This is a genomic window from Streptomyces yaizuensis (assembly GCF_034961445.1).
In the GTDB taxonomy this organism is placed as follows: domain Bacteria; phylum Actinomycetota; class Actinomycetes; order Streptomycetales; family Streptomycetaceae; genus Streptomyces; species Streptomyces yaizuensis.
Genome location: NZ_BSBI01000009.1, coordinates 58,283 through 76,074, shown reverse-complemented (window position 1 = coordinate 76,074; position 17,792 = coordinate 58,283). Strand labels below are relative to the sequence as shown.

Genomic DNA, 17,792 nt, shown 5'->3' with positions numbered 1-17,792 from the left:
GGTGGTACGGGGACGGGGGCGGCCGGCGCGGGCCCGGCGCGCCCCCGTCCCGGTTCGTCAGAGCGGGTCCCGGCGCGCGATCACGTACAGCAGGGGGACCCGCAGTACCGTCCGCTCCGGCGATGTGCTCCGCCGCCGCGCCTCCGAGGTGATCAGCCGCTCGTACCCGGGGCGCAGCCGGGGCGGGACCCGCTCCCACAGCAGCCGCATCCCGTGGCCCCAGGTCCACCGCAGCAGGGCCGCGGGGTCGGCGGCCGTCAGCAGCCCCGTCTCCCGGTGGACCCGGACGTCGTGGAAGCCCGCGGCGGTCAGTTCGGCGCGGACCCGCTCCGGTCCGCCGAAGGCCGGGGTGTACGGGTAGACCCCGCTGCCCGTGTCGTGGTCGGCCGCCATCCGGGCCACGGAGGCCAGTCCGAAGACCTCCGGCTCCGGTTCGGTGACCGTGGCGGGAGCGGACAGTCCGAGCCTGCCGCCGGGTGCCAGCAGCCGGTGGTAGGCGCGGTAGGCGGCGGGCAGGTCGCCGAGCATATGGATGCTCATGCCCCCGGTGACGGCGTCGAAGGAACCGGCGGGGAACGGCGGGTCCTGACCGTCCCTCACCTGGGTCGTCACCTGGACCAGCCCGCGCAGCGCGGCCTCGTGCCGGGTGGCCTCGACCATGCCGGGCGCCAGGTCGACGCCCACGGCCCGGCCGGTGGGCCCGGCGGCCCGCGCGGCGGGGAAGAGCACGGCACCCCGGCCGCAGCCGATGTCCAGCACCCATTCGCCGGGCCCGATCCCGGTGAGCGCGACGAGCCGTTCGCCCGCCGGGCCGAAGAACTCCACGCCGTCGCGGTCGTAGCGCTGTGACACACCGTCGAACACGGCGGGCATGCCGCCGCGCGGCCGTCGCCGCCCCATGGGGATCCTCCCGTCGCCCCGGACCGGACACCCGCCCGGTCCGGAGCCGTCAGATGGTCTGCCTGTCGTCGGACCGACTGCCTGCCGGACGGCCCTCCTGCCGTCACACGGTCTGCCGCTCCGCGTCCATCACCCCGAAGAGATCGTGGTGGAGTGCGCGCAGCAGGCCCCGTTCGCCCGGTTCGCGCTGGCCGAGCAGGCCCAGCCGGTCCGCCTTCCGCAGGGGGTCGCCGGGGCGGTCGAGGCCGTAGTGGCGCAGCACGTTCCGTACGGACGCGGGGTGGCGCTCCGGGTCGATGGGCCGGGCGGGCGACGGCGGCCCGGTGCTCCGTCCGGCCCGCGCCATCCGCTCCACCACCCCGGGCAGGACCGTCATGGTGTGCTCGTACCGGGCCCAGTCCGCCACCCCGGTGGGCACCGGCCGCCGCTCCAGCACCCGGCGGCAGACCTCGGCGAAGTGCCGTGTGTCCATCCGGGCGAACTCGTACGGACTGGAGTGGGGTTCGTCGCGGTACACCACGTCCACGAGCCCGCCGTTGTGGTCGCCCACGTAGTGCGGGAAGCCGTCCCAGCGCGGGACGACGGCCGGGACCTGGCAGGCCAGTGCCTCCAGCGCGGACTTCGCGTAGGTCTCGAAGACGCTGGTGGCCCCGGAGACGAACACGTCGGCCGCCGCGTACAGCCGGGCCGTCCGCTCCTTCTCCAGCCGGTGGAAGACGACGGCGTCGCGCAGCCGGGGCGCCAGCCGGTTGTAGTAGGACGGGTCGATATGGGTCGTCGACAGGGCGAGCAGGACCCGGGGGTCCTGCCGGCGCAGCAGCTCGTACCCTTCGAGCAGCGGGTCGAGCCCCTTGTCGTTCATGAACCTGCCGGTGTAGAGCAGGACGGTGGCGTCCTGCGGCAGCCCCAGCTCGGCGCGGCACGCGGCCCGGTCGGCGGGCCGGTACACCTCGCTGATGCCGAAGGTGCAGATCGGCTCGGCCCGGATCCCGGTCAGGTGCTCGTACGCGCGGCACGCGTGCGGCGATCCGCAGATGACCAGGTCGGCGGGGTGCGACTCCTCGGCGATCAGCAGGAAGTAGCAGAGGATGTGCAGGGGATAGGGGTTGGTGTGCGGGATCATCAGCGCCGGACAGGAGTAGCCGTCCCGCCGCATGAACCACAGCAGCGGCAGCGATTCGACGTACTCGGCGATCACCAGGTCGACCGTGGACAGGTCGCAGGAGGCCTTGAGGGCCCGGTAGCCGGCCTCGAAGTGCTCGTAGCCGTGGTCGCCGGGGGGCAGCACCCGGGTGGTGAAGAGCAGGGTGTCCCCGGGCGGGCAGAACCGGCGGATGTCGTCGGGGGAGTCGGTCAGGGCCAGGATCGTGGTCATGGGCGGCTCAGCCGCGCGGCAGTGTCTCGAAGTACATCTGTGCCGCGCCCAGGGTGTTCCAGCGGGGTGAGGTCCGGGCCGCGCGGGCGGCCTCGATCACCCGGCGCACCCCCTCCCGTACGTCGATCCGGTGCCGGAAGCCGAGGACGTCCCGGGCCCGGGTGATGTCCGCCCACAGCCGCTCCGCGTAGATGGCGATGGGCACGTCCACGTACCGGGGGGCGACGGGCCGCCCCAGCTCCTCGCCGATCATCGCGAGCACCTCGGAGAACGTGGTCTCCACTCCGGTGCCGACGTTGAACTCCTGCGTCGGCAGCTCGCACTCCAGCGCCCGCTGGAAGGCGCGGCCCGCGTCCTCGACATAGATGAAGTCCCGGGTCTGGCGGCCGTCGCCCCAGACGACCGGGGTCACGTCGTGCAGGACCGCCCAGACGAAGAGGGAGATCACATTGGCGTAGCCGCCCTTGCTGAACTCGTCGTGCCCGTAGACGCTGAACGGCCGCATCCCGATGGCCGTCATGCCGTAGCGCTCGCTGTACTGCCGTGCGACCTCCTCGTTCCACTTCTTCGAGAGGGCCTTCAGGTCGGGCGGCGCCAGCTCCATGCCCTCGGTGTACGGGACCGGGTTGCCCTCGTAGACCGCGCTGGTGCTGGCGTAGACCAGCTTGCCGACATCGCCCCGGCGCATCGCCTCCAGGACGTTGAGGAAGCCGTGCGTGGTGACGGACGCGCCGTCCACCGGGTCCTCCTCGTACATCAGGAAGGAGGAGGGGGCGGCGAGATGGAGCACGGCGTCCTTGCCCCGGACGGTCTTGGTGAGCAGCTCCAGATCGCGGGTGTCGCCCTCCACCCACTCCACGTGATCGCGGAGGGAGGCGGGCACGTGCTCCCAGCCGCCGATCTTGTAGTTGTCCAGCGAGGTGATCGTGTATCCGTCGTCGAGCAGGCCCCGGATCATGTTCCGTCCGATGAAGCCGGCGCCGCCGGTGACCAGGATGTCGCGATGGGTCATTCTCACTCCTCCACGGTGTGACGATCGGTGGGGTGCGCGGTGGGTCGATCGGTGGTATGGGGTGGCGCGGCGCGGGTGCCGCGGGGTGGCGCGGCCGCCGCGCCGGGGGGTGCGGCGGCCGCGCCACGGGGGAGGGGCGTCAGCCGAGCCGGACCAGCCGGTACTCGTCCGCCGCCGCCGTGCCGTTGGCGGGTGCCCACTGGGCCGGTGCCCACTGCGCGGGCGCCCAGCCCGCGGGTGCCCACTGGCTGTGCGCGGGTGCCCACTGCGCAGGCGCCCACCCGGCCGGAGCCCACTGACTGTGGGCGGGGGCCCACTGGGCCGGGGCCCAGCCGGCCGGCGCCCACTGGGCGTGCTCCGGCGTCCAGGAATTCTCCATCGTGCTCTCCAATCCCAGGAAGGGAGTCCCCCCGGGACCGGTCACAGGCATTGCCGAACATCCCGTACGGGTAATTGGGCAATCCGATGACCGGGGCCCGGGAATTTGTCATCGAGGTCGGTTCCGATACTTCCCGGTACTCCCATTCCTCATATGTGAAATGAACCTCGATCCACATTCAGACTGCACAACGTCAACGAGTGAGTCAATGATCAGAGTGACAGGAGTGACGGATGTGGCGACATGAATCATCTTGGCGAGAATGCTTCCCCGACTGGCCTGAAAAACTCTTAGCGCAGGTTTCAGGACGGCTGGCGCGGGAAGAAGTCCGGGTGTTGCTTGCCTGTGGCATGCATGTTTCAATGGCTTCTGTTTTTCCCCTGACCGAAAACCTGAGAAGGAAGCAGGGGGGTGAGTTTTGGGATGGCGAGACGGAGCGCGTCAGCTCCCCCCGGAGGAGGCCGGCCCGGGGCGGATAGCCCTGGTCGGGATGGTCGGCACCACCATCCAGTACTTCGACTTCTTTATCTATGCCCTGGCCTCGGTGCTGATCTTTCCGGATGTCTTCTTCCCGGGCATGTCAGATGCGGCGGCCACCCTGACCGCCTTCGCATCCATCGGTGTCGCCTTTGTTATGAGACCGCTCGGCGCACTGATCTTCGGGCATTTCGCAGACCGTCGCGGACGCACGTCCGTGCTCGTGGTCTCCATTGCGCTGATGGGTGTATCCACTTTTCTTGTCGGCATTCTGCCCGGATATGCGACGCTGGGTTTTCTCGCGCCGCTCGCGCTGATTCTCCTGCGGATGGCACAGGGCATCGCACTCGGTGGCGAAGGGATGGGCGCGACGATTCTCGCAGTGGAGTACGCGCCCCCGCGCAAAAGAGGTCTCTACTCCGCCTTCCCCGGCGTCGGCGCCTCACTCGGGGCGCTTCTCGCCCATCTCTCCTTTCTCTCGCTCACGGCGCTCCTCGGCGAGGACCGGTTCGCCTCCTGGGGGTGGCGGATCCCCTTCCTGGCCGGGGCGGTCCTGGTGGTGATCTCCCTCTGGATACGGCTGTCCGTGGCCGAGAGTCCCGTCTTCGCCGCCGTCCACGCCCGCGAACGGGCCCTGAGGGTCCCGCTCGCCGAGGTGCTCCGGCGGCAGCCCGCCACCCTTGCCCTCGCGATCGCCGCCCTGCTCGTCGGGAACGTCCTCTACTTCGTCACCCAGACCTTCGCGCTCTCCTACGGCACCACGGTCCTGGACGTCCCCGACGCGGTGATGCTCCGGGCCGCCCTGATCTCCCTCGCCGTCCAGGCCGTGACCGGATTCCTCGCGGCCGCCTTCTCCGACCGGCTCGGCCGGCGCCGGGTCTGCGTGACCGGCGCGGTGCTGTGCGGGCTGTGGGCGGTCCCGCTGATCTGGCTGCTGCGCACCGGCGAACCGGCCCTGATCACCGTCGCCTTCGCCCTGTCGATGCTCGTCTACGCCGTCTACTCCGGGCCGCTGGGGGCCTATCTCGCGGGCCTGTTCACCACCCGCTACCGCTTCACCGCCGTGGCCCTGGCGTTCAACACCGGGGTGATGGCGGGCGGAGCGCTCGCCCCCGCCGCGGCCGACCGGCTGATCGCGGCGACCGGCTCGGTCTGGGCGGTCTCCGGCCTCGTCGCCGGCGCCGCGCTGATCAGCCTCGCCGCTCTGGCCCGGCTGACCGAACGGCACCCGGACGACCTCGGGGCGGACGGATGAACCACCGCCCGCCGTACGACCCGTCGGCCGTACTCCGGGAGGCCGGCCCGCCGGCCGCCACCGGTCCCGGACCGCGCCGCGGGCCCGCCCGCGCCCCGCCGCAGCGGCCCGAGTCTCCCCGTACCCCGTACTCCGCACCCCACCGGGCACTCCGGGAAGGACGACATGATGAACGACACCGAGCATCCGGCCCCGGAAGCCGAGGCCCCGGCCGCACCGGCGCCGGAGGCATCCGCCGTGGAGCGGGTCGCCCGCCTGGCGACCCTGTTCACCCCCTGGGCCCTGCGGACCGCGGTCACCCTCCGCCTGTTCGACCTGATCGAGGAGGGGAACCACCGCCCGGACGAGCTGGCCGCGCGCTCCGGAGCCGACCCCGGGGCCCTGCAACGGCTGCTGCGCTATCTGGCCGACCTCGACGTCCTGGCCCGCACCGGCGACACCTACCGGCTGACGCCGCTGGGTCAGGTGCTGACCTCCCGTCACCCCTCGCGCACCGCACGCTTCCTGGACCAGGACGACGCCTGGGCCCGCACCGGCGACCGGGCCGTCCCCGGGCTGCTGCACGCCGTACGCACCGGCGGACCCGCCTGGGAACGCCACCACGGTCTGCCGTTCTGGGCCAGCCTGGACGGCGACACCGCCCTGGGCGAGGCGTTCGACCGGGCCATGGCGGTGCACGCCGACGGCTTCGGCCCCTGGCTCGCCGGGGCCTGGGACTGGTCCTCCGTGACCCGGGTGGCCGACATCGGCGGCGGCACCGGCACCACCCTCGTCACCCTCCTGGAGCACCATCCGCACCTGCGCGGGGTGCTCGTGGACCTGCCCCGCACCGTGGAACGCGCCACCCGGGAGATCGCCGCCGCCGGGCCCGGGGTCGTCTCCCGCGCCGAAATGGTGGGCCGCAGCTTCTTCGAGCCGCTGCCGCCCGGCGCCGGGGCCTATCTGCTGGCGCACGTCCTGCACGACTGGCCCGACCGGGAGTGCGTCCGGGTGCTGCGCGGCTGCGCCGGGGCGGCGGGCGGACGGGGCCGGGTGCTGGTGGTGGACCGGATCCGCGCCGACACCGGTGACGCGGCGGCCGGGCCACTGGCCGTCGGCCGCCGCGATCTCGCGATGCTGGTGCTGCTCGGCGGCCGGGAGCGGACGGAGGAGGAGTTCCGCGCCCTGGGCGAGGCGGCCGGACTGAGGCTCACCGCCACCACCCCGGCCCCGGAACCGGGCCTGCACCTCATCGAGTTCGCCCCGGCGGACTGACCGCCCGGGACCCCGGACTGACCGCCCGGGACCCCGGACCGGCCGCCCGGGGCTCCGGGCGGACCGCGGCGGCCCGCCGCGCGGGGGAGTGAACCCCGCACGGCGGGCCGCCGGCCCGGCCACGCGCCGGCGGTGCGCCGTCACACGCACCGGCTCTCCTCCTGCGCGGCCGGGCCCGGTGCCGCCCGGGCGGGCGAGCGGGCCGCCTGGATCGACGCCCCCAGCCCCAGCGCCACCAGAACGGCGGCGGCCACGGGAATGATCCCCGGCTCGACCGCGACCGCCGCCCCGCCCAGCGCCCCGCCCAGCGCGGCACCGACATAGGCGGAACTGCTGTGCACCGCCATCGCCTGGGAAGCGGCCCGGTCGCCCACCCGGACCAGCATCAGGGCCTGAATGCTCGGCGGCACCGCCCACGCGGAGGCCGACCACACCGTCAGCACCACCGCCACCAGCCAGACCGGGACCGGCCGGCTCGCCCACAGCGGTACGAGCGCGAGCATCGCGGCGCAGAACACCGACCCGGCGATGATCAGCGCCCGCAGCGGCGTGTACCGGTCGACCAGCCGGCCCGCCAGCTGCGTACCGAGGATGCCACCGGCACCGGAGCAGACCAGCAGCACCGCGAGGACCCGTGGTGTCACCCCCGCGAGATCGGTGAGATAGGGCGCCAGATAGGTCTGGAACGCCAGGTTCCCCGCGACCGTCAGCACGGTGGCGACCAGGATCAGCGAGACGGTCCCGTTGAGCAGCGGCCGGACCAGATCGCGGGCCCGGCCCGGCTCCCCCGCGCCCGCGGCGGGTCCGGTGGCGGTGTCCGGCACGGTCGTCATGACCAGGACCAGCGCGACCAGGCCCAGCGCGCCCGCGAAGACGAAGGTCGCCCGCCAGCCGGCGGCGGCCCCGATCCAGGTGCCGGCCGGGACACCGAGCAGGATCGCCCCGGTGAGACCGGTCATCACCGTGGCCAGATAGCGGCCCCGCCGGCCCTCGGGGGCCGCCGCGTTGGCCGCCGCCAGAGCCGCGGGCAGCACCACCGCCGCCGCGAGGGCCGCGACCACGCGCAGCGCCATGAGCGCGGCGAAGCCGTCGACCAGCAGCACCGCGAAGTTGGCGGCCCCGAAGACCCCCAGCGCGACGGGAAGGGCGGCCCGGCGGGAGATCCGGGAGAGCAGAAGGGCCCACAGCGGGGCCGTGAGGGCGTAGATCAGCGAGTAGACCGTGACGAGCTGGCCCGCCGCCGTCTCGGGGACGCCGAGATCCGCCGAGATCTCCGGGAGCACCCCGACGATGATGAAGTCGTCGGTCTGCACCGCGAAGGCGGCCAGGGTCAGGGCGTACAGCCACACAGGTCGGAGAAGAGTGGAAGAGCGCACCCGAATAAAGGTAACAGATGTTTCCCTAACGCGGCTGGGAGAATGTGGGGACTTCGAGGAGGCCGCGACACCATGCCCAGAACCGCCAACCCTGAACGCCGCCGTGAGGTGCTCGACGCGGTCATCGCCCAGCTGGCGGAGACCGGAATCGGCTCCTTCACCTTCCGCGGCCTCGCGGACGCCCTCGGCCAGAGCACCCGGGTGCTCACCCACCACTTCGCCGACAAGGGCGCGCTGCTCACCGCCGTACTGCGGCGCCTGGACGAGCGGCAGCACGAGGCGCTGCGCTCCACCGAGGGGTGGGAGGACCCGTCCGTGAGCGTCAGCTCCCTCGTCCGCTCGGCCTGGCGGCGCAACCTGGGGCCCGGTGAACGGGCGATGACCCGGCTGATCCGGGAGATCGAGGGTCTCGCCGCGGCGGGCCGGCTGCCCGTGCCCGAACCGGCGTTCGTCCGGGGCCGGGCCGAGTTCGTCGCGTCCTGCCTGGTGCGCCGGGGCCTGTCGGAGAGGGATGCCCTGCTCAAGGCCACCCTGCTGAACGCGGCCTTCTCCGGGCTCCAGGGCGACTACCTCGCCACCGGGGACGCGGAGCGCGCCGAAGGGGCACTGGACGATCTGTGCGCGTGGATCGACGGCGCGGTCGCGGAGGCGTCCGGCGTCCGGTGACCGCCCGGGCCGCCGGTGACGCCCTGCGAGGTCGGCCACGGGCCACGGGCCACGGGCCGGTGGCTGATGGCCGGATCTCGTCGGCGGCACCGGCTGGGTGGCCCCGACTCAGCGGCACCGGCTGGGTGGCTCCGGCTCAGCGGCCCCGGCCGGGTCGTTCCGTCTCGGTGGCCCCGCCGCGCCTCACCGGACGATCCGGCTCCGCCGACGGGCCGTCCGCCCAGCCGGGGGGTTCGGTTCCGCCCCGCCGACGCCTTCCGGCCCCGCCGCGTCCGCCGCGCCGGGCGGCCCCACCACCTGCGACCCGGCGTGATACCGACGCTCCTGCCGCCGCCGGGGGCCAGGACGCACCCGTTCGGGTGCCCCCGTTCCGGTGTCGCCGCCCGGGTGACCTGCCGTCACATCCCGCCCGGTCCGGGCACCGGCGGATGGCGGTCGGCGGCCCCACCCGCCCTACGGGGCCGACCGCGCACGACCCCGCGCCCCGACACGGCTCCTCACCCTGCCACGAACCCGGCGCCGCCCGCCCCGGGCCGGAAAACCGGTGGACGCGGCCGCCCCCGACGGCCACGATCACCCCGGTGACCGTCTTCCCCGAGGGCTGGGACAGCGAGGCACGGCTGACGGGCCGCTGGGTGGAACGCCGCCCGCGCCGCCCCGAGGTCGCGGCCCGCCTCCGTACCGAGACCCGTCTGCTGCCCTGGCTCGCCCCCCGCCTCCCGCTCACCGTCCCCGTGCCCGAACCCGTCCCCGGCGAACCGCACGCCGTCCGGCACCTCCTGGTCCCCGGCACACCGCTCGACGGGCCGACCGCGGCCGACGGACGGCGCCTCGGGGACTTCCTGCGCGCCCTGCACACGGCGGACACCGCCACCGCCGTCCGCCACGGGGTCCCCGATGCCGACGCCGTCCGCGCCGAACGCACGGCGGAGACCGGCGACTTCCGCACCCGGGTGCTGCCCCTGCTCCCCGCCGCGCTGCGCGGACCCGCCGCCGAACTGCTCGACGCCGTACCCCCGCTGCCCGCCGACACCCTCGTCCACGGCGATCTCGGCCCCGAACACCTGCTGGCCGACGGCGGACACCTCACCGGAGTCATCGACTTCGGCGACGCCCACATCGGGGACCCCGCCGTCGACCTCGCCTGGGCCCTGCACACCGCACCCGGCGCGTTCGCCGACGGACTCGCCGCCCGCTACCCGCTCACCCCGCGACTGCGCGCCCGCGCCCTGCTCTGGCACCGCCTGGGCCCCTGGTACGAAGTCACCCACGGCCTCGACACCGGTGACGAGGACACCGTCGCCTCCGGGCTGGCCGGCGTCCGCGACCGGCTCGGCCCGCCCGTACCCCGCTGAGAGCGGGTCAGGAGAGGGCCCGGTCCAGGACCGAGGCCAGCTCCGCGGGCGCCGACAGCATCGGCCAGTGCCCGGTCGCCAGGTCGAAGCGCCGCCACGGCGGCTGGTTCAGGAACGCCAGCATCGGCGGGGCCGCCGCCAGCAGCGCCTGGAAGTCGTGGCAGGCGACCACGACCCGGTCCACGCCGGGCCCCGGCTCGGCCGGCCCGCTCAGCCGCCGCTCGAACGTGCCGAACGGCTGCGCGGTGGCCCGCGCGCGCAGCTGCTCCAGCCGGTCCGGGCCCAGCCCGTCGAGGCTGCCCGCCTCACCCAGCTTCTCGGGGGACGGCGCCGGCAGCATCCCGTCGCCCCGTTCGGCGACCTGCCGCCGCATCGCCTCCACGTCCTCGGGCGGCATCAGGTCGAGCACCCGCAGGCCCTCCGCGAAGGGCGCGCTGTCCACGTAGACGACCCGCGCGACGCGCCCGCCGAGCCGCGCGGCCGCCCCGGTCACCGGAGCCGCCCCGTAGCTGTGGGCGACGAGGGTGACCTCCGGTACGCCCAGCCCCTCCACGAAGCCGGTGATGTCCGCGACATGCGTGTCCAGATCCGTCGCCGGCGTGGCGTCACCCGCCCGCTCGGCCAGCCCCGTCAGGGTCAGCGGCAGCGCGGTGTGCCCGCGCCCCTCCAGCGCGCGGGCCGTCTCCTCCCAGGCCCACGCGCCGAGGTAGGCACCGGGGACGAGTACGAGAACAGCCATGGGAACTCCCTGATCCGTGGAACGCGGATGGCCTCGCCACCCGCCGATGTGCCGAGACTAGAACGCCAATAGGACGGAAACTGTCCTGATGCGCGACCAGTTCACCGGGCGTGTCCCGAGTGCGCCCCGGGTGCGTCCCGGACATGTTCCCGACGGCGTTTCGGTCAGGAGGACCGCACCCGGCATGCCCCGCCGCTCACCGGACCCCCGCCGCCACGGCCGCCGGAGGCAGCCCCACCGTCGCCGCGTGCGGAGCCGTCAGCAGCGCCACCAGCTCCCGCCGGCTGCGCACCCCGGTCTTGGCGAAGACCGACTTCAGATGGTCCTGCACGGTGGCCGGGGTGAGGAACAGCGCCAGGGCGATCTCGCGGGTGCTGCTGCCCCGTACGGTGTGCAGCGCCACCTCCCGCTCCCGGTCGGTCAGCCGGTGCGCCAGCAGCGTGAGCGGCATGACCTCGGTGGGGGACGCGGGCTGCGCGACCACGGCCACGGAGCCGTCGGGGCGGCCGTCGAGCAGGGAGGCGTGCAGCGAGAGCCAGACACCGTCCGGCCCGCGCAGCCGGGCCGACGCGGGCGTCCCGGCCCGCCCGGCGACCGCGTTGGCCCGGGCCCGCTCCGCGACGACGACCACGGCCGTCGGCACCCCGGCCGGCCGCCGGATCTCCTCGGAGAGCGCCGCGAGCAGCGCCTGCGCCGAGGGATCAGCCGTCACCAGCCGCCCGGTGGGCCCGATCACCAGGACGGCGGGCGGGACGGTCCCGGCCTCCGGGCCCGCCCCGGGCATCGCGTACCGGCGCATCGCCGCGGCGATGGCGCGGGCCGCGCGCTCCGCGAGCCGTACCTCGCGCTCGCCGTACGGGCCGGAGTCCGCCGCCCGCATCAGGGCGGCGGCCCCCCACCGCCCGCCATGGAGGTCCAGATTGATCCGCAACTCGTCCTCGAACGCGAGGTCGTGGAGGAGTTCGCGGTAGCGGACGCTGCGCTCCGGGCGCCCTCCGGTGACCAGGTGCAGGCCGTGCGCGAGCCGTCCCGACGCCCTCAGGGACGTGAACCGGGTGGAGTCGTCGGACCACAGCTCCAGCCGCGCGGCCCGCTCGAAGCCGACGGCGGGGAGCCCGTCGGCGACGGTCGAGGTGAGGAAGCCCGTGACCGGATCGGCGCCGTGCCAGCAGCCGGCGTCGAATCCGATGACGGGCCGCAGTAACCCGTTCACCTGCCGGAAGAACTCCGCCAACGGAAGGGGGGCGCCCGCGAGTTCGGCGAGGTCGGCGAGCAGTCTGCGTTCGGTCTCACGGAACGAAGCCATCCGAATATCATACGACCGGCTCCCGCCGCGCTCCCACAAAGATGGGATGTCCTCGGCCACCCCCGCCGGACAGGATCGGTCCTGGCCCCCCGGCCTCCGGGAGGTGCCGGCACCCCCTTCACCCGTCGCACGCCACGGAGGAGTTGACTCGATCCATGGACCGGAGCATCCAGCGCACCGCCGCCACCCTGGCGGCCCTCACCCACGCCCGCTCCGGCCAGGGCGAGAAGACCCGGGGCCGGAAGCTCCGGTGGGTGCCGCCGGCGACGGTGAACAACGACTTCTTCTTCAGAGGCGCCTCCTACACCTTCGTCGGGCCCCGGTCCTGCCGCGACGGCAACGCCGCCGACTACGCCTCCTCGCTGACCCTCGGCCGACCATGACGTTCCGGGTCCCCGCCCTCCGCCCGGGGCGGGACCCCGGCCAGAGGTACCCGGCCCGCCGTGGGGGAGGAGCGGCCGGGAGCCGCTGCCGCTGGCCGTGCGCAAGGGGAGCCCCCGTGGCCCGGGTCGGGGCCCGGCCACGGGGGCACCCCGCCGTCGTCCCGCCGATGCCCGGACCGGCGGCCCCGGCCCCCGGCCCGTCAGCGGTTGAACGCCGGGAACCCGAAACGCTGGGCGATCCTGCCCGCCTCATCCCCCTTCGCGTCGGTGCTGTTGGCGGAGAACACCACCGTCCGCGACAGATCGCGGGTCGCCGCCATGCCCGTCTGATAGCCAGGACGCGCACCGGACTTGCCCCAGACCACTCTGCCGTTGATGACGAACCGCTCCAGACCGGCGCTCCGTGTCGCCCCCGGCACCCCCGGGAGGGTGAACATCTCGCGCAGCTGCGGCTCGGGCACCACCCGCCCCCGGAAGAGGGCGACCAGGAACCGTTCCAGATCGGCCGTGGTCGAGATCATGTCCCCGGCCGCCCACCGGTCCGACATGTTCCACTCGGTGACGTCGACCAACTGCCCCCGCATCAGCTGGTAGCCGCGGTTGTGCGGACCCCTCAGCCGGGGATCGGGCCCCTGGGGGAAGGACGTGTCCCGCATCCCGAGCGGCCGGAAGATCCGCGCGGCGGCCCGGTCCGCGTACCGCTCTCCGGTCACCTTCTCGATCAGCATCCCGAGCACCGTGTAGTTGATGTTGTTGTACTGCTGCCGCGTCCCCGCCGTGAACGCCGGCCCCCGGGCGATGCCCGTGGCGACGACCTCCTCGGGAGTGATCGTCCCGAACCGGTGCGGATACTCATCCTCGACCGTGTTCCCCCAGCTCCGCCCGGCTTGGATGCCACTCGTGTACGTGAGCAGATGCCGTACGGTCACGGGCTCGGTGAACGTGTCGGAGGGGAGCAGCCCCGGGAGATAGGTCTCGACCGGGGCCGACAGGTCGATACGCCCCTCGGCGGCGAGCTGGAGCACCAGCGCCGCCGTCACCACCTTCGTCGTCGAACCCGCCCGGAACCGGGCGTTCTCCAGGGCGGGGGCCCCGGAGGACAGGGAACGCACCCCGGCGGTGCCGTGCCATCGGCCCTTGCCCCCGACACGGATCGACGCGGCGGTCGCCTCCGCGTCGGGCAGCCCCGCCAGGGCGGCCCGCAGCGCCTCGGCGTCGGGTCCACGGAAGGCCGCCGGCGCCGACGCGGCGGGGGCGGGTGCCCCGGCGGCGAACGCGGGGACGGCCAGCGGACCCGCTGCCAGACCGAGGACGAGCGCGGCGGCCAGTGCGATACGGGTGGAAGGCCCCCTGACGGCCCGCCCCTTGACCGTCCGCCCCTTGACGGACCGTCCCCAGGCAGCGTCTTCCTTGGTGGACCGCTCTCCGACGGACGTTCCACTGGCGGACGTTTTCATGACGGCTGCTCCGATCAGAAGGAGGGAGTGGGTGAACACCTCCCATCCTGTGGATCCGCCCCGGCCGGGGAATCGTCCGCCCCGACGAGACACCCCCGGTCCGCTCCCCGAAGGACCTGTCCGGTACGTCCGGGACGGGATGGGGGACAACCCCTACGGCACAAGGGCACCTCCGCTGCCCCCTCCCGACGGGAGTAGGGGGAACACGGTGCGCCCGCCGGCCGGCCGACCCCGCCGGGCCTCCCGCGCCCGCGCCCCGCCCGTCCGGCTCAGATCCGGTGCACCGTCCGCAGCGTGGTGGCGTACGTGCCGGTCCCCTCCAGCGTCGAATCCCCGCCGAGATCGGCCGCCGTCGGCCCGTTCGGCGTCTTGCGGCTGGAGAGGAAGCGCGGCACGTTGTTCCGGGAGTCCCTGCCGAGATAGATCCCCACGTGGTCGATCCCGTTCCCGGTGTCCTCCGCGTCGAAGAAGACCAGGTCGCCCACGCGGAGCCCGGTCAACGAGGGCTTCGCGCCGGCGTTGTGCGCGATCCGCACCCCCGGCGCCCGCTGGGCCATGCCGGCCGAGGTGCGCGGCAGCAGATCGGGCGAAGTGGTGTCGTCGAAGTGCGCGACCCCGACACCCAGGTGGTACCCGTACACCATGCGGACATAGCCGGAGCAGTCCAGACACCCCTTGTTCTTCGCCAGGGCCGTCTGCTTCAGATTGCCGGGGAAGGTCCAGTCGACCTCCATGAACTCGTGGAAGTCCGCTCCCAGCTCGCGCGCGCCGTTCGCCAGCGGCGGCCCGTAGTCCGCTTCGCCGAGGACCACGGTGGTGCTGTCCCGGTGCGACATCACCGTCGGGGCGCCCGGCAGGAACATGAAGGCGTACGCGAGGGCGTCGGGCGCCGTCGACCCCGCCCACTGCCGGACCCGCTGTTCGGTCGCCGCGTCCCAGGTGCCGCTGAAGGGCTGCGGCAGCACCCGTACCCAGTCGCGGTGCGTCACGGTCACCGGCTCGTTCCAGGTGGCGGAGGCGATCCGTACCCGGGAGACGAGCAGGTGCACCGGAAGACCGGTGCTGTCGGAGTCGGCGCGGATCCCGATCCGGCCCTGGGGGAATGCGGTCTCCTGGACACTCAGCTGCCAGCCGGTGGGCTCGGTCTCCCCCGACCGCCAGGCCCGGGCCCGGATCCGGTCACCCGTCCGGTCGACGCGTATGCACCAGGAGGCGCCGTCCGGGGTGGTGGCGGATATCCGGGCCGGCTGCGTCAGCGCGGTCACCCCGGCCGGCTGGGACTTCTCCAGATGCAGATCGACCGTGCCCGAGGGGGAGAAGACGAGCCGGGCCCGGTGGTGCTTGAGGGGCTCCTCGTAGCCGAAGGTGAGGGCGAAGGAGTGCGGGCCGTCGGCGGCGGGCTTGTCGAAGCGCGCCGTGATCGTGGTGTCGAGGTCGGTGACGTCGTTGTCCTTCATCGTCACATGGCGGCTGAACGTGCTGCCGGAGGGGATCCGGATGACCCCGGTGCCGGGGGTGACCCGGTAGTCGGCCGCGACCCCGTTGGCCGTCTCCCAGGCGCCGCCGCCCGGCGACAGACCCCAGCCGCCCTCGGCGATCGTCCGGTCGAAGATGTCGTCGACGGCCCTCTTGTCCTCACGGAACGTCCGCTCGGGGCCGGTCAGCACCACCGTGCGCGAGCCCTGGGTGAGGACCGCGAGGGGGCCGCCGTCGTACGAGACGTGCGTCAGGGCGGGGGCGCCCGCGACCTGGGTGACGGTGAGCGGGCCGAGAGCGGCCGCCGTGTAGGTGGCCGGGTGGTGCGCGGCGACGGTCACGTACGTACGCGACGGGCCGACTCTCTCCTGGACGGGCGGCCCGGCCGTGGGGGCGGGCGTGGGAGCGGGCGCGGCGACGGCGCTGAGCGGAGCACCGGCGAGCGGCAGCGCCGTCCCGGCGGCCAGAGCGGTGATGAACGAACGGCGTGAGGCGCCGGAGGAATGGACCATACTCCATGATCACGCGGAGCCGATGGGCATGTACACGTACCCCCGGTGATCGCAGCGCCGCCCGTCGCGTCACACACCGCGGGGGCCCTTCCCCGCCGGCCGGCCGGTGGCCGGCGCCTCGTCAGGCCGCCCCGCTCCCGGAGAGCCCGAGCAGCGACTCCAGGTCCGCGACGGCCTCCCGTTCGCCGGTGACGTGCACCGTCGTGATCCCGAGCGCGGCGGCGGGGGCCAGATTGGGGGCATGGTCGTCCGCGAAGACACAGGCGCCCCCGGGCAGCCCCAGGAGATCCAGCGTGTGCCGGTAGATCGCCGGGTCGGGTTTGGCCATCCCCACCGTCTCGGAGAGCACATGGACATCGAACAGATCCCAGATCCCCGCGTGCGCGTAGGGGTCGTGGGGGTCGAGGCCGAACGAGTTCGACAGCAGCGCCAGTCGCAGCCCGGCGGCCCGGGCCGCGCGCGCGAGGCCCACCATCCGGCGGGCCGTCGGCACCCCCGCCCAGGCACGGCCCATCAGATTCAGCGGATCCACGCCGGGGCCGAGGAGCGGCGCCGTCCGCCTGTTCCACTCCGCCTGACCGATCTGCCCGAGTTCCAGCGCCGCGTAGAGCCTGCGCCCCTCGGGATGGCCCGTGAGGACCGCGCCCCAGGCGCCCGGGGCGAGCCCTTCCGCTGTGCACCACGACCGGATGGTCCGCCCGGGGGCGTCGGTCAGGACCCCGGCGAAGTCGAGGATGAGCGCCCGTGGTCCGGGCCGCTCCGGGCTGGCGTGACGCGGCATCGACGGCACCGTCCTTTCCTCCCGCGGGCTCCGTCGGCGCCGTTCGCCCCGGCCCGCCGGGAAGGGGGTTCGTGAAGGCTCGACGCCCATGCTATGCGGACCGGTTCCGGCGCACCGGCCCCCGGGTGCCGGGCCGGTACGACCGCGTACGGCCGGGTACGGCTGCGGACGGCTGCCGGGCCGTCCGCCGCCGCGCGTCCCCACCGGCCGGCGGACGGCGCCCGGGGCTCCTGCCACCGGCCTCGCGGCCACGGCCTAAGGTGCGGCTATGACCTCGCAGAACTACCTCTCCGCACTGTTCTCCCTGGAGGGCAGGGTCGCCGTCGTCACCGGGGGAAGCTCCGGCATCGGCCGGGCCGTCGCCGGTGCCCTCGCGCGGGCGGGTGCGGGCGTGGTGGTCGTGGCCCGCGGGGAGGCGGAGCTGGCCGCCACCGTCGCCGAACTGACGGCGGACGGCTGCCGCGCGGCCCGGGTCGTCGCCGACCTGGGCACCCGCGCCGGGGTGCGCGAGGCGGCGGAGCGGGCGGCGGCCGTCTTCGGGGAACCGGACATCCTGGTCAACAGCGCCGGGATCAATCTGCGGCCGCCGATGGACGAAGTGACCGACGACGTGTGGGACGCCACGATGGCGGTCAACCTGGAGGCGCCCCATCTGCTGGGCCTGCGGTTCGGCCCCGGCATGGCCGAGCGCGGCTTCGGGCGGATCATCCATGTCTCCTCCCAGCAGGCGCACCGGGCGTTCGTCCGCAGCGGCGCCTACGGGGTCTCCAAGGGGGCGCTGGAGTCCCTGGCCCGCTCGCAGGCCGAGGCCTGGTCGCCGCACGGGGTCACCTGCAACACGCTGGTGCCCGGCTTTGTGATGACCCCGCTCAACGCCCGGCTGTCGACCGACCCGGACCAGGTGGCGGCCCTGGCGGCCCGTACGCTCATCGGCCGCAACGGCCTGGCCGACGACTTCGCGGGCGCGGCCGTGTTCCTGGCGAGCCGGGCGTCCGCGTACGTCACGGGGCAGACGCTCTTCGTGGACGGCGAATTCTCCGTCCACTGAGCCGGGCCTCCCGCGGGCGCCGCCCCCAACGGCCGGAGCCG

16 protein-coding genes are annotated in these 17,792 nt (G+C 74.0%); 6 read left to right on the top strand and 10 right to left on the bottom strand.

Going from position 1 to position 17,792, the window contains the following annotated elements; all coding sequences use genetic code 11:
• Positions 1–57 precede the first annotated feature (57 nt).
• The 4 genes from SYYSPA8_RS21535 to SYYSPA8_RS21520 form a co-directional block, all read right to left on the bottom strand.
• Entirely contained in the window at positions 58–900 is an 843-nt protein-coding gene (locus tag SYYSPA8_RS21535; RefSeq protein WP_323448893.1) for a class I SAM-dependent methyltransferase, read from the bottom strand.
• Between the two features lie 103 nt (positions 901–1,003).
• Positions 1,004–2,275, bottom strand: a complete 1,272-nt coding sequence (locus tag SYYSPA8_RS21530) for a glycosyltransferase family 4 protein (RefSeq protein ID WP_323448892.1) — start codon at positions 2,273–2,275, stop codon at positions 1,004–1,006.
• A 7-nt stretch (positions 2,276–2,282) separates the two neighbouring features.
• Positions 2,283–3,287: an NAD-dependent epimerase/dehydratase family protein gene (locus SYYSPA8_RS21525; protein ID WP_323448891.1), complete on the bottom strand. Its 1,005-nt coding sequence runs from the start codon at positions 3,285–3,287 to the stop codon at positions 2,283–2,285.
• Positions 3,288–3,426: 139 nt separating this feature from the next.
• Positions 3,427–3,666: a hypothetical protein gene (locus SYYSPA8_RS21520; RefSeq protein WP_323448890.1), complete on the bottom strand. Its 240-nt coding sequence runs from the start codon at positions 3,664–3,666 to the stop codon at positions 3,427–3,429.
• Positions 3,667–4,156: 490 nt separating this feature from the next.
• Between SYYSPA8_RS21520 and SYYSPA8_RS21515 the strand changes: the two genes are divergently transcribed.
• Entirely contained in the window at positions 4,157–5,398 is a 1,242-nt protein-coding gene (locus SYYSPA8_RS21515) for an MFS transporter (protein WP_323448889.1), read from the top strand.
• Positions 5,399–5,563: 165 nt separating this feature from the next.
• Positions 5,564–6,652 (top strand): methyltransferase, encoded by a 1,089-nt coding sequence (locus tag SYYSPA8_RS21510; protein ID WP_323448888.1) that lies wholly within the window; start codon positions 5,564–5,566, stop codon positions 6,650–6,652.
• A 140-nt stretch (positions 6,653–6,792) separates the two neighbouring features.
• Here SYYSPA8_RS21510 and SYYSPA8_RS21505 read toward each other — a convergent pair whose 3' ends face one another.
• A complete protein-coding gene (locus tag SYYSPA8_RS21505) occupies positions 6,793–8,001 on the bottom strand; it encodes an MFS transporter (RefSeq protein ID WP_323448887.1) in 1,209 nt (402 codons plus the stop codon).
• Positions 8,002–8,100: 99 nt separating this feature from the next.
• On the opposite strand from SYYSPA8_RS21505, the gene SYYSPA8_RS21500 reads away from it, so the two are divergent.
• Positions 8,101–8,694: a TetR/AcrR family transcriptional regulator gene (locus SYYSPA8_RS21500; protein ID WP_323448886.1), complete on the top strand. Its 594-nt coding sequence runs from the start codon at positions 8,101–8,103 to the stop codon at positions 8,692–8,694.
• A gap of 581 nt (positions 8,695–9,275) precedes the next feature.
• Positions 9,276–10,049: a phosphotransferase gene (locus SYYSPA8_RS21495; protein ID WP_323448885.1), complete on the top strand. Its 774-nt coding sequence runs from the start codon at positions 9,276–9,278 to the stop codon at positions 10,047–10,049.
• Positions 10,050–10,056: 7 nt separating this feature from the next.
• On the opposite strand, the gene SYYSPA8_RS21490 is transcribed toward SYYSPA8_RS21495, so the two are convergent.
• Entirely contained in the window at positions 10,057–10,788 is a 732-nt protein-coding gene (locus SYYSPA8_RS21490; protein WP_323448884.1) for an alpha/beta fold hydrolase, read from the bottom strand.
• 196 nt (positions 10,789–10,984) lie between these two features.
• Positions 10,985–12,094 (bottom strand): helix-turn-helix transcriptional regulator, encoded by a 1,110-nt coding sequence (locus SYYSPA8_RS21485; RefSeq protein ID WP_323448883.1) that lies wholly within the window; start codon positions 12,092–12,094, stop codon positions 10,985–10,987.
• 155 nt (positions 12,095–12,249) lie between these two features.
• Here SYYSPA8_RS21485 and SYYSPA8_RS21480 point away from each other — a divergent pair, with 155 nt between their 5' ends.
• Positions 12,250–12,477 carry a hypothetical protein gene (locus SYYSPA8_RS21480; protein ID WP_323448882.1) on the top strand — a complete coding sequence of 76 codons (228 nt, stop codon included), beginning with the start codon at positions 12,250–12,252 and terminating at the stop codon, positions 12,475–12,477.
• A 200-nt stretch (positions 12,478–12,677) separates the two neighbouring features.
• Here SYYSPA8_RS21480 and SYYSPA8_RS21475 read toward each other — a convergent pair whose 3' ends face one another.
• From SYYSPA8_RS21475 to SYYSPA8_RS21465, 3 genes are all read right to left on the bottom strand, one after another.
• On the bottom strand, positions 12,678–13,934 hold the full coding sequence (locus SYYSPA8_RS21475) for a serine hydrolase domain-containing protein (RefSeq protein ID WP_323448881.1): 1,257 nt from the start codon (positions 13,932–13,934) through the stop codon (positions 12,678–12,680).
• A gap of 269 nt (positions 13,935–14,203) precedes the next feature.
• Complete coding sequence (locus SYYSPA8_RS21470; RefSeq protein WP_323448880.1) at positions 14,204–15,922, bottom strand: NlpC/P60 family protein; 1,719 nt, start codon at positions 15,920–15,922, stop codon at positions 14,204–14,206.
• A 121-nt stretch (positions 15,923–16,043) separates the two neighbouring features.
• Positions 16,044–16,703 carry an HAD-IA family hydrolase gene (locus tag SYYSPA8_RS21465; RefSeq protein WP_323448879.1) on the bottom strand — a complete coding sequence of 220 codons (660 nt, stop codon included), beginning with the start codon at positions 16,701–16,703 and terminating at the stop codon, positions 16,044–16,046.
• Positions 16,704–16,971: 268 nt separating this feature from the next.
• Here SYYSPA8_RS21465 and SYYSPA8_RS21460 point away from each other — a divergent pair, with 268 nt between their 5' ends.
• A complete protein-coding gene (locus SYYSPA8_RS21460) occupies positions 16,972–17,751 on the top strand; it encodes an SDR family NAD(P)-dependent oxidoreductase (protein ID WP_323448878.1) in 780 nt (259 codons plus the stop codon).
• Positions 17,752–17,792: the final 41 nt, after the last annotated feature.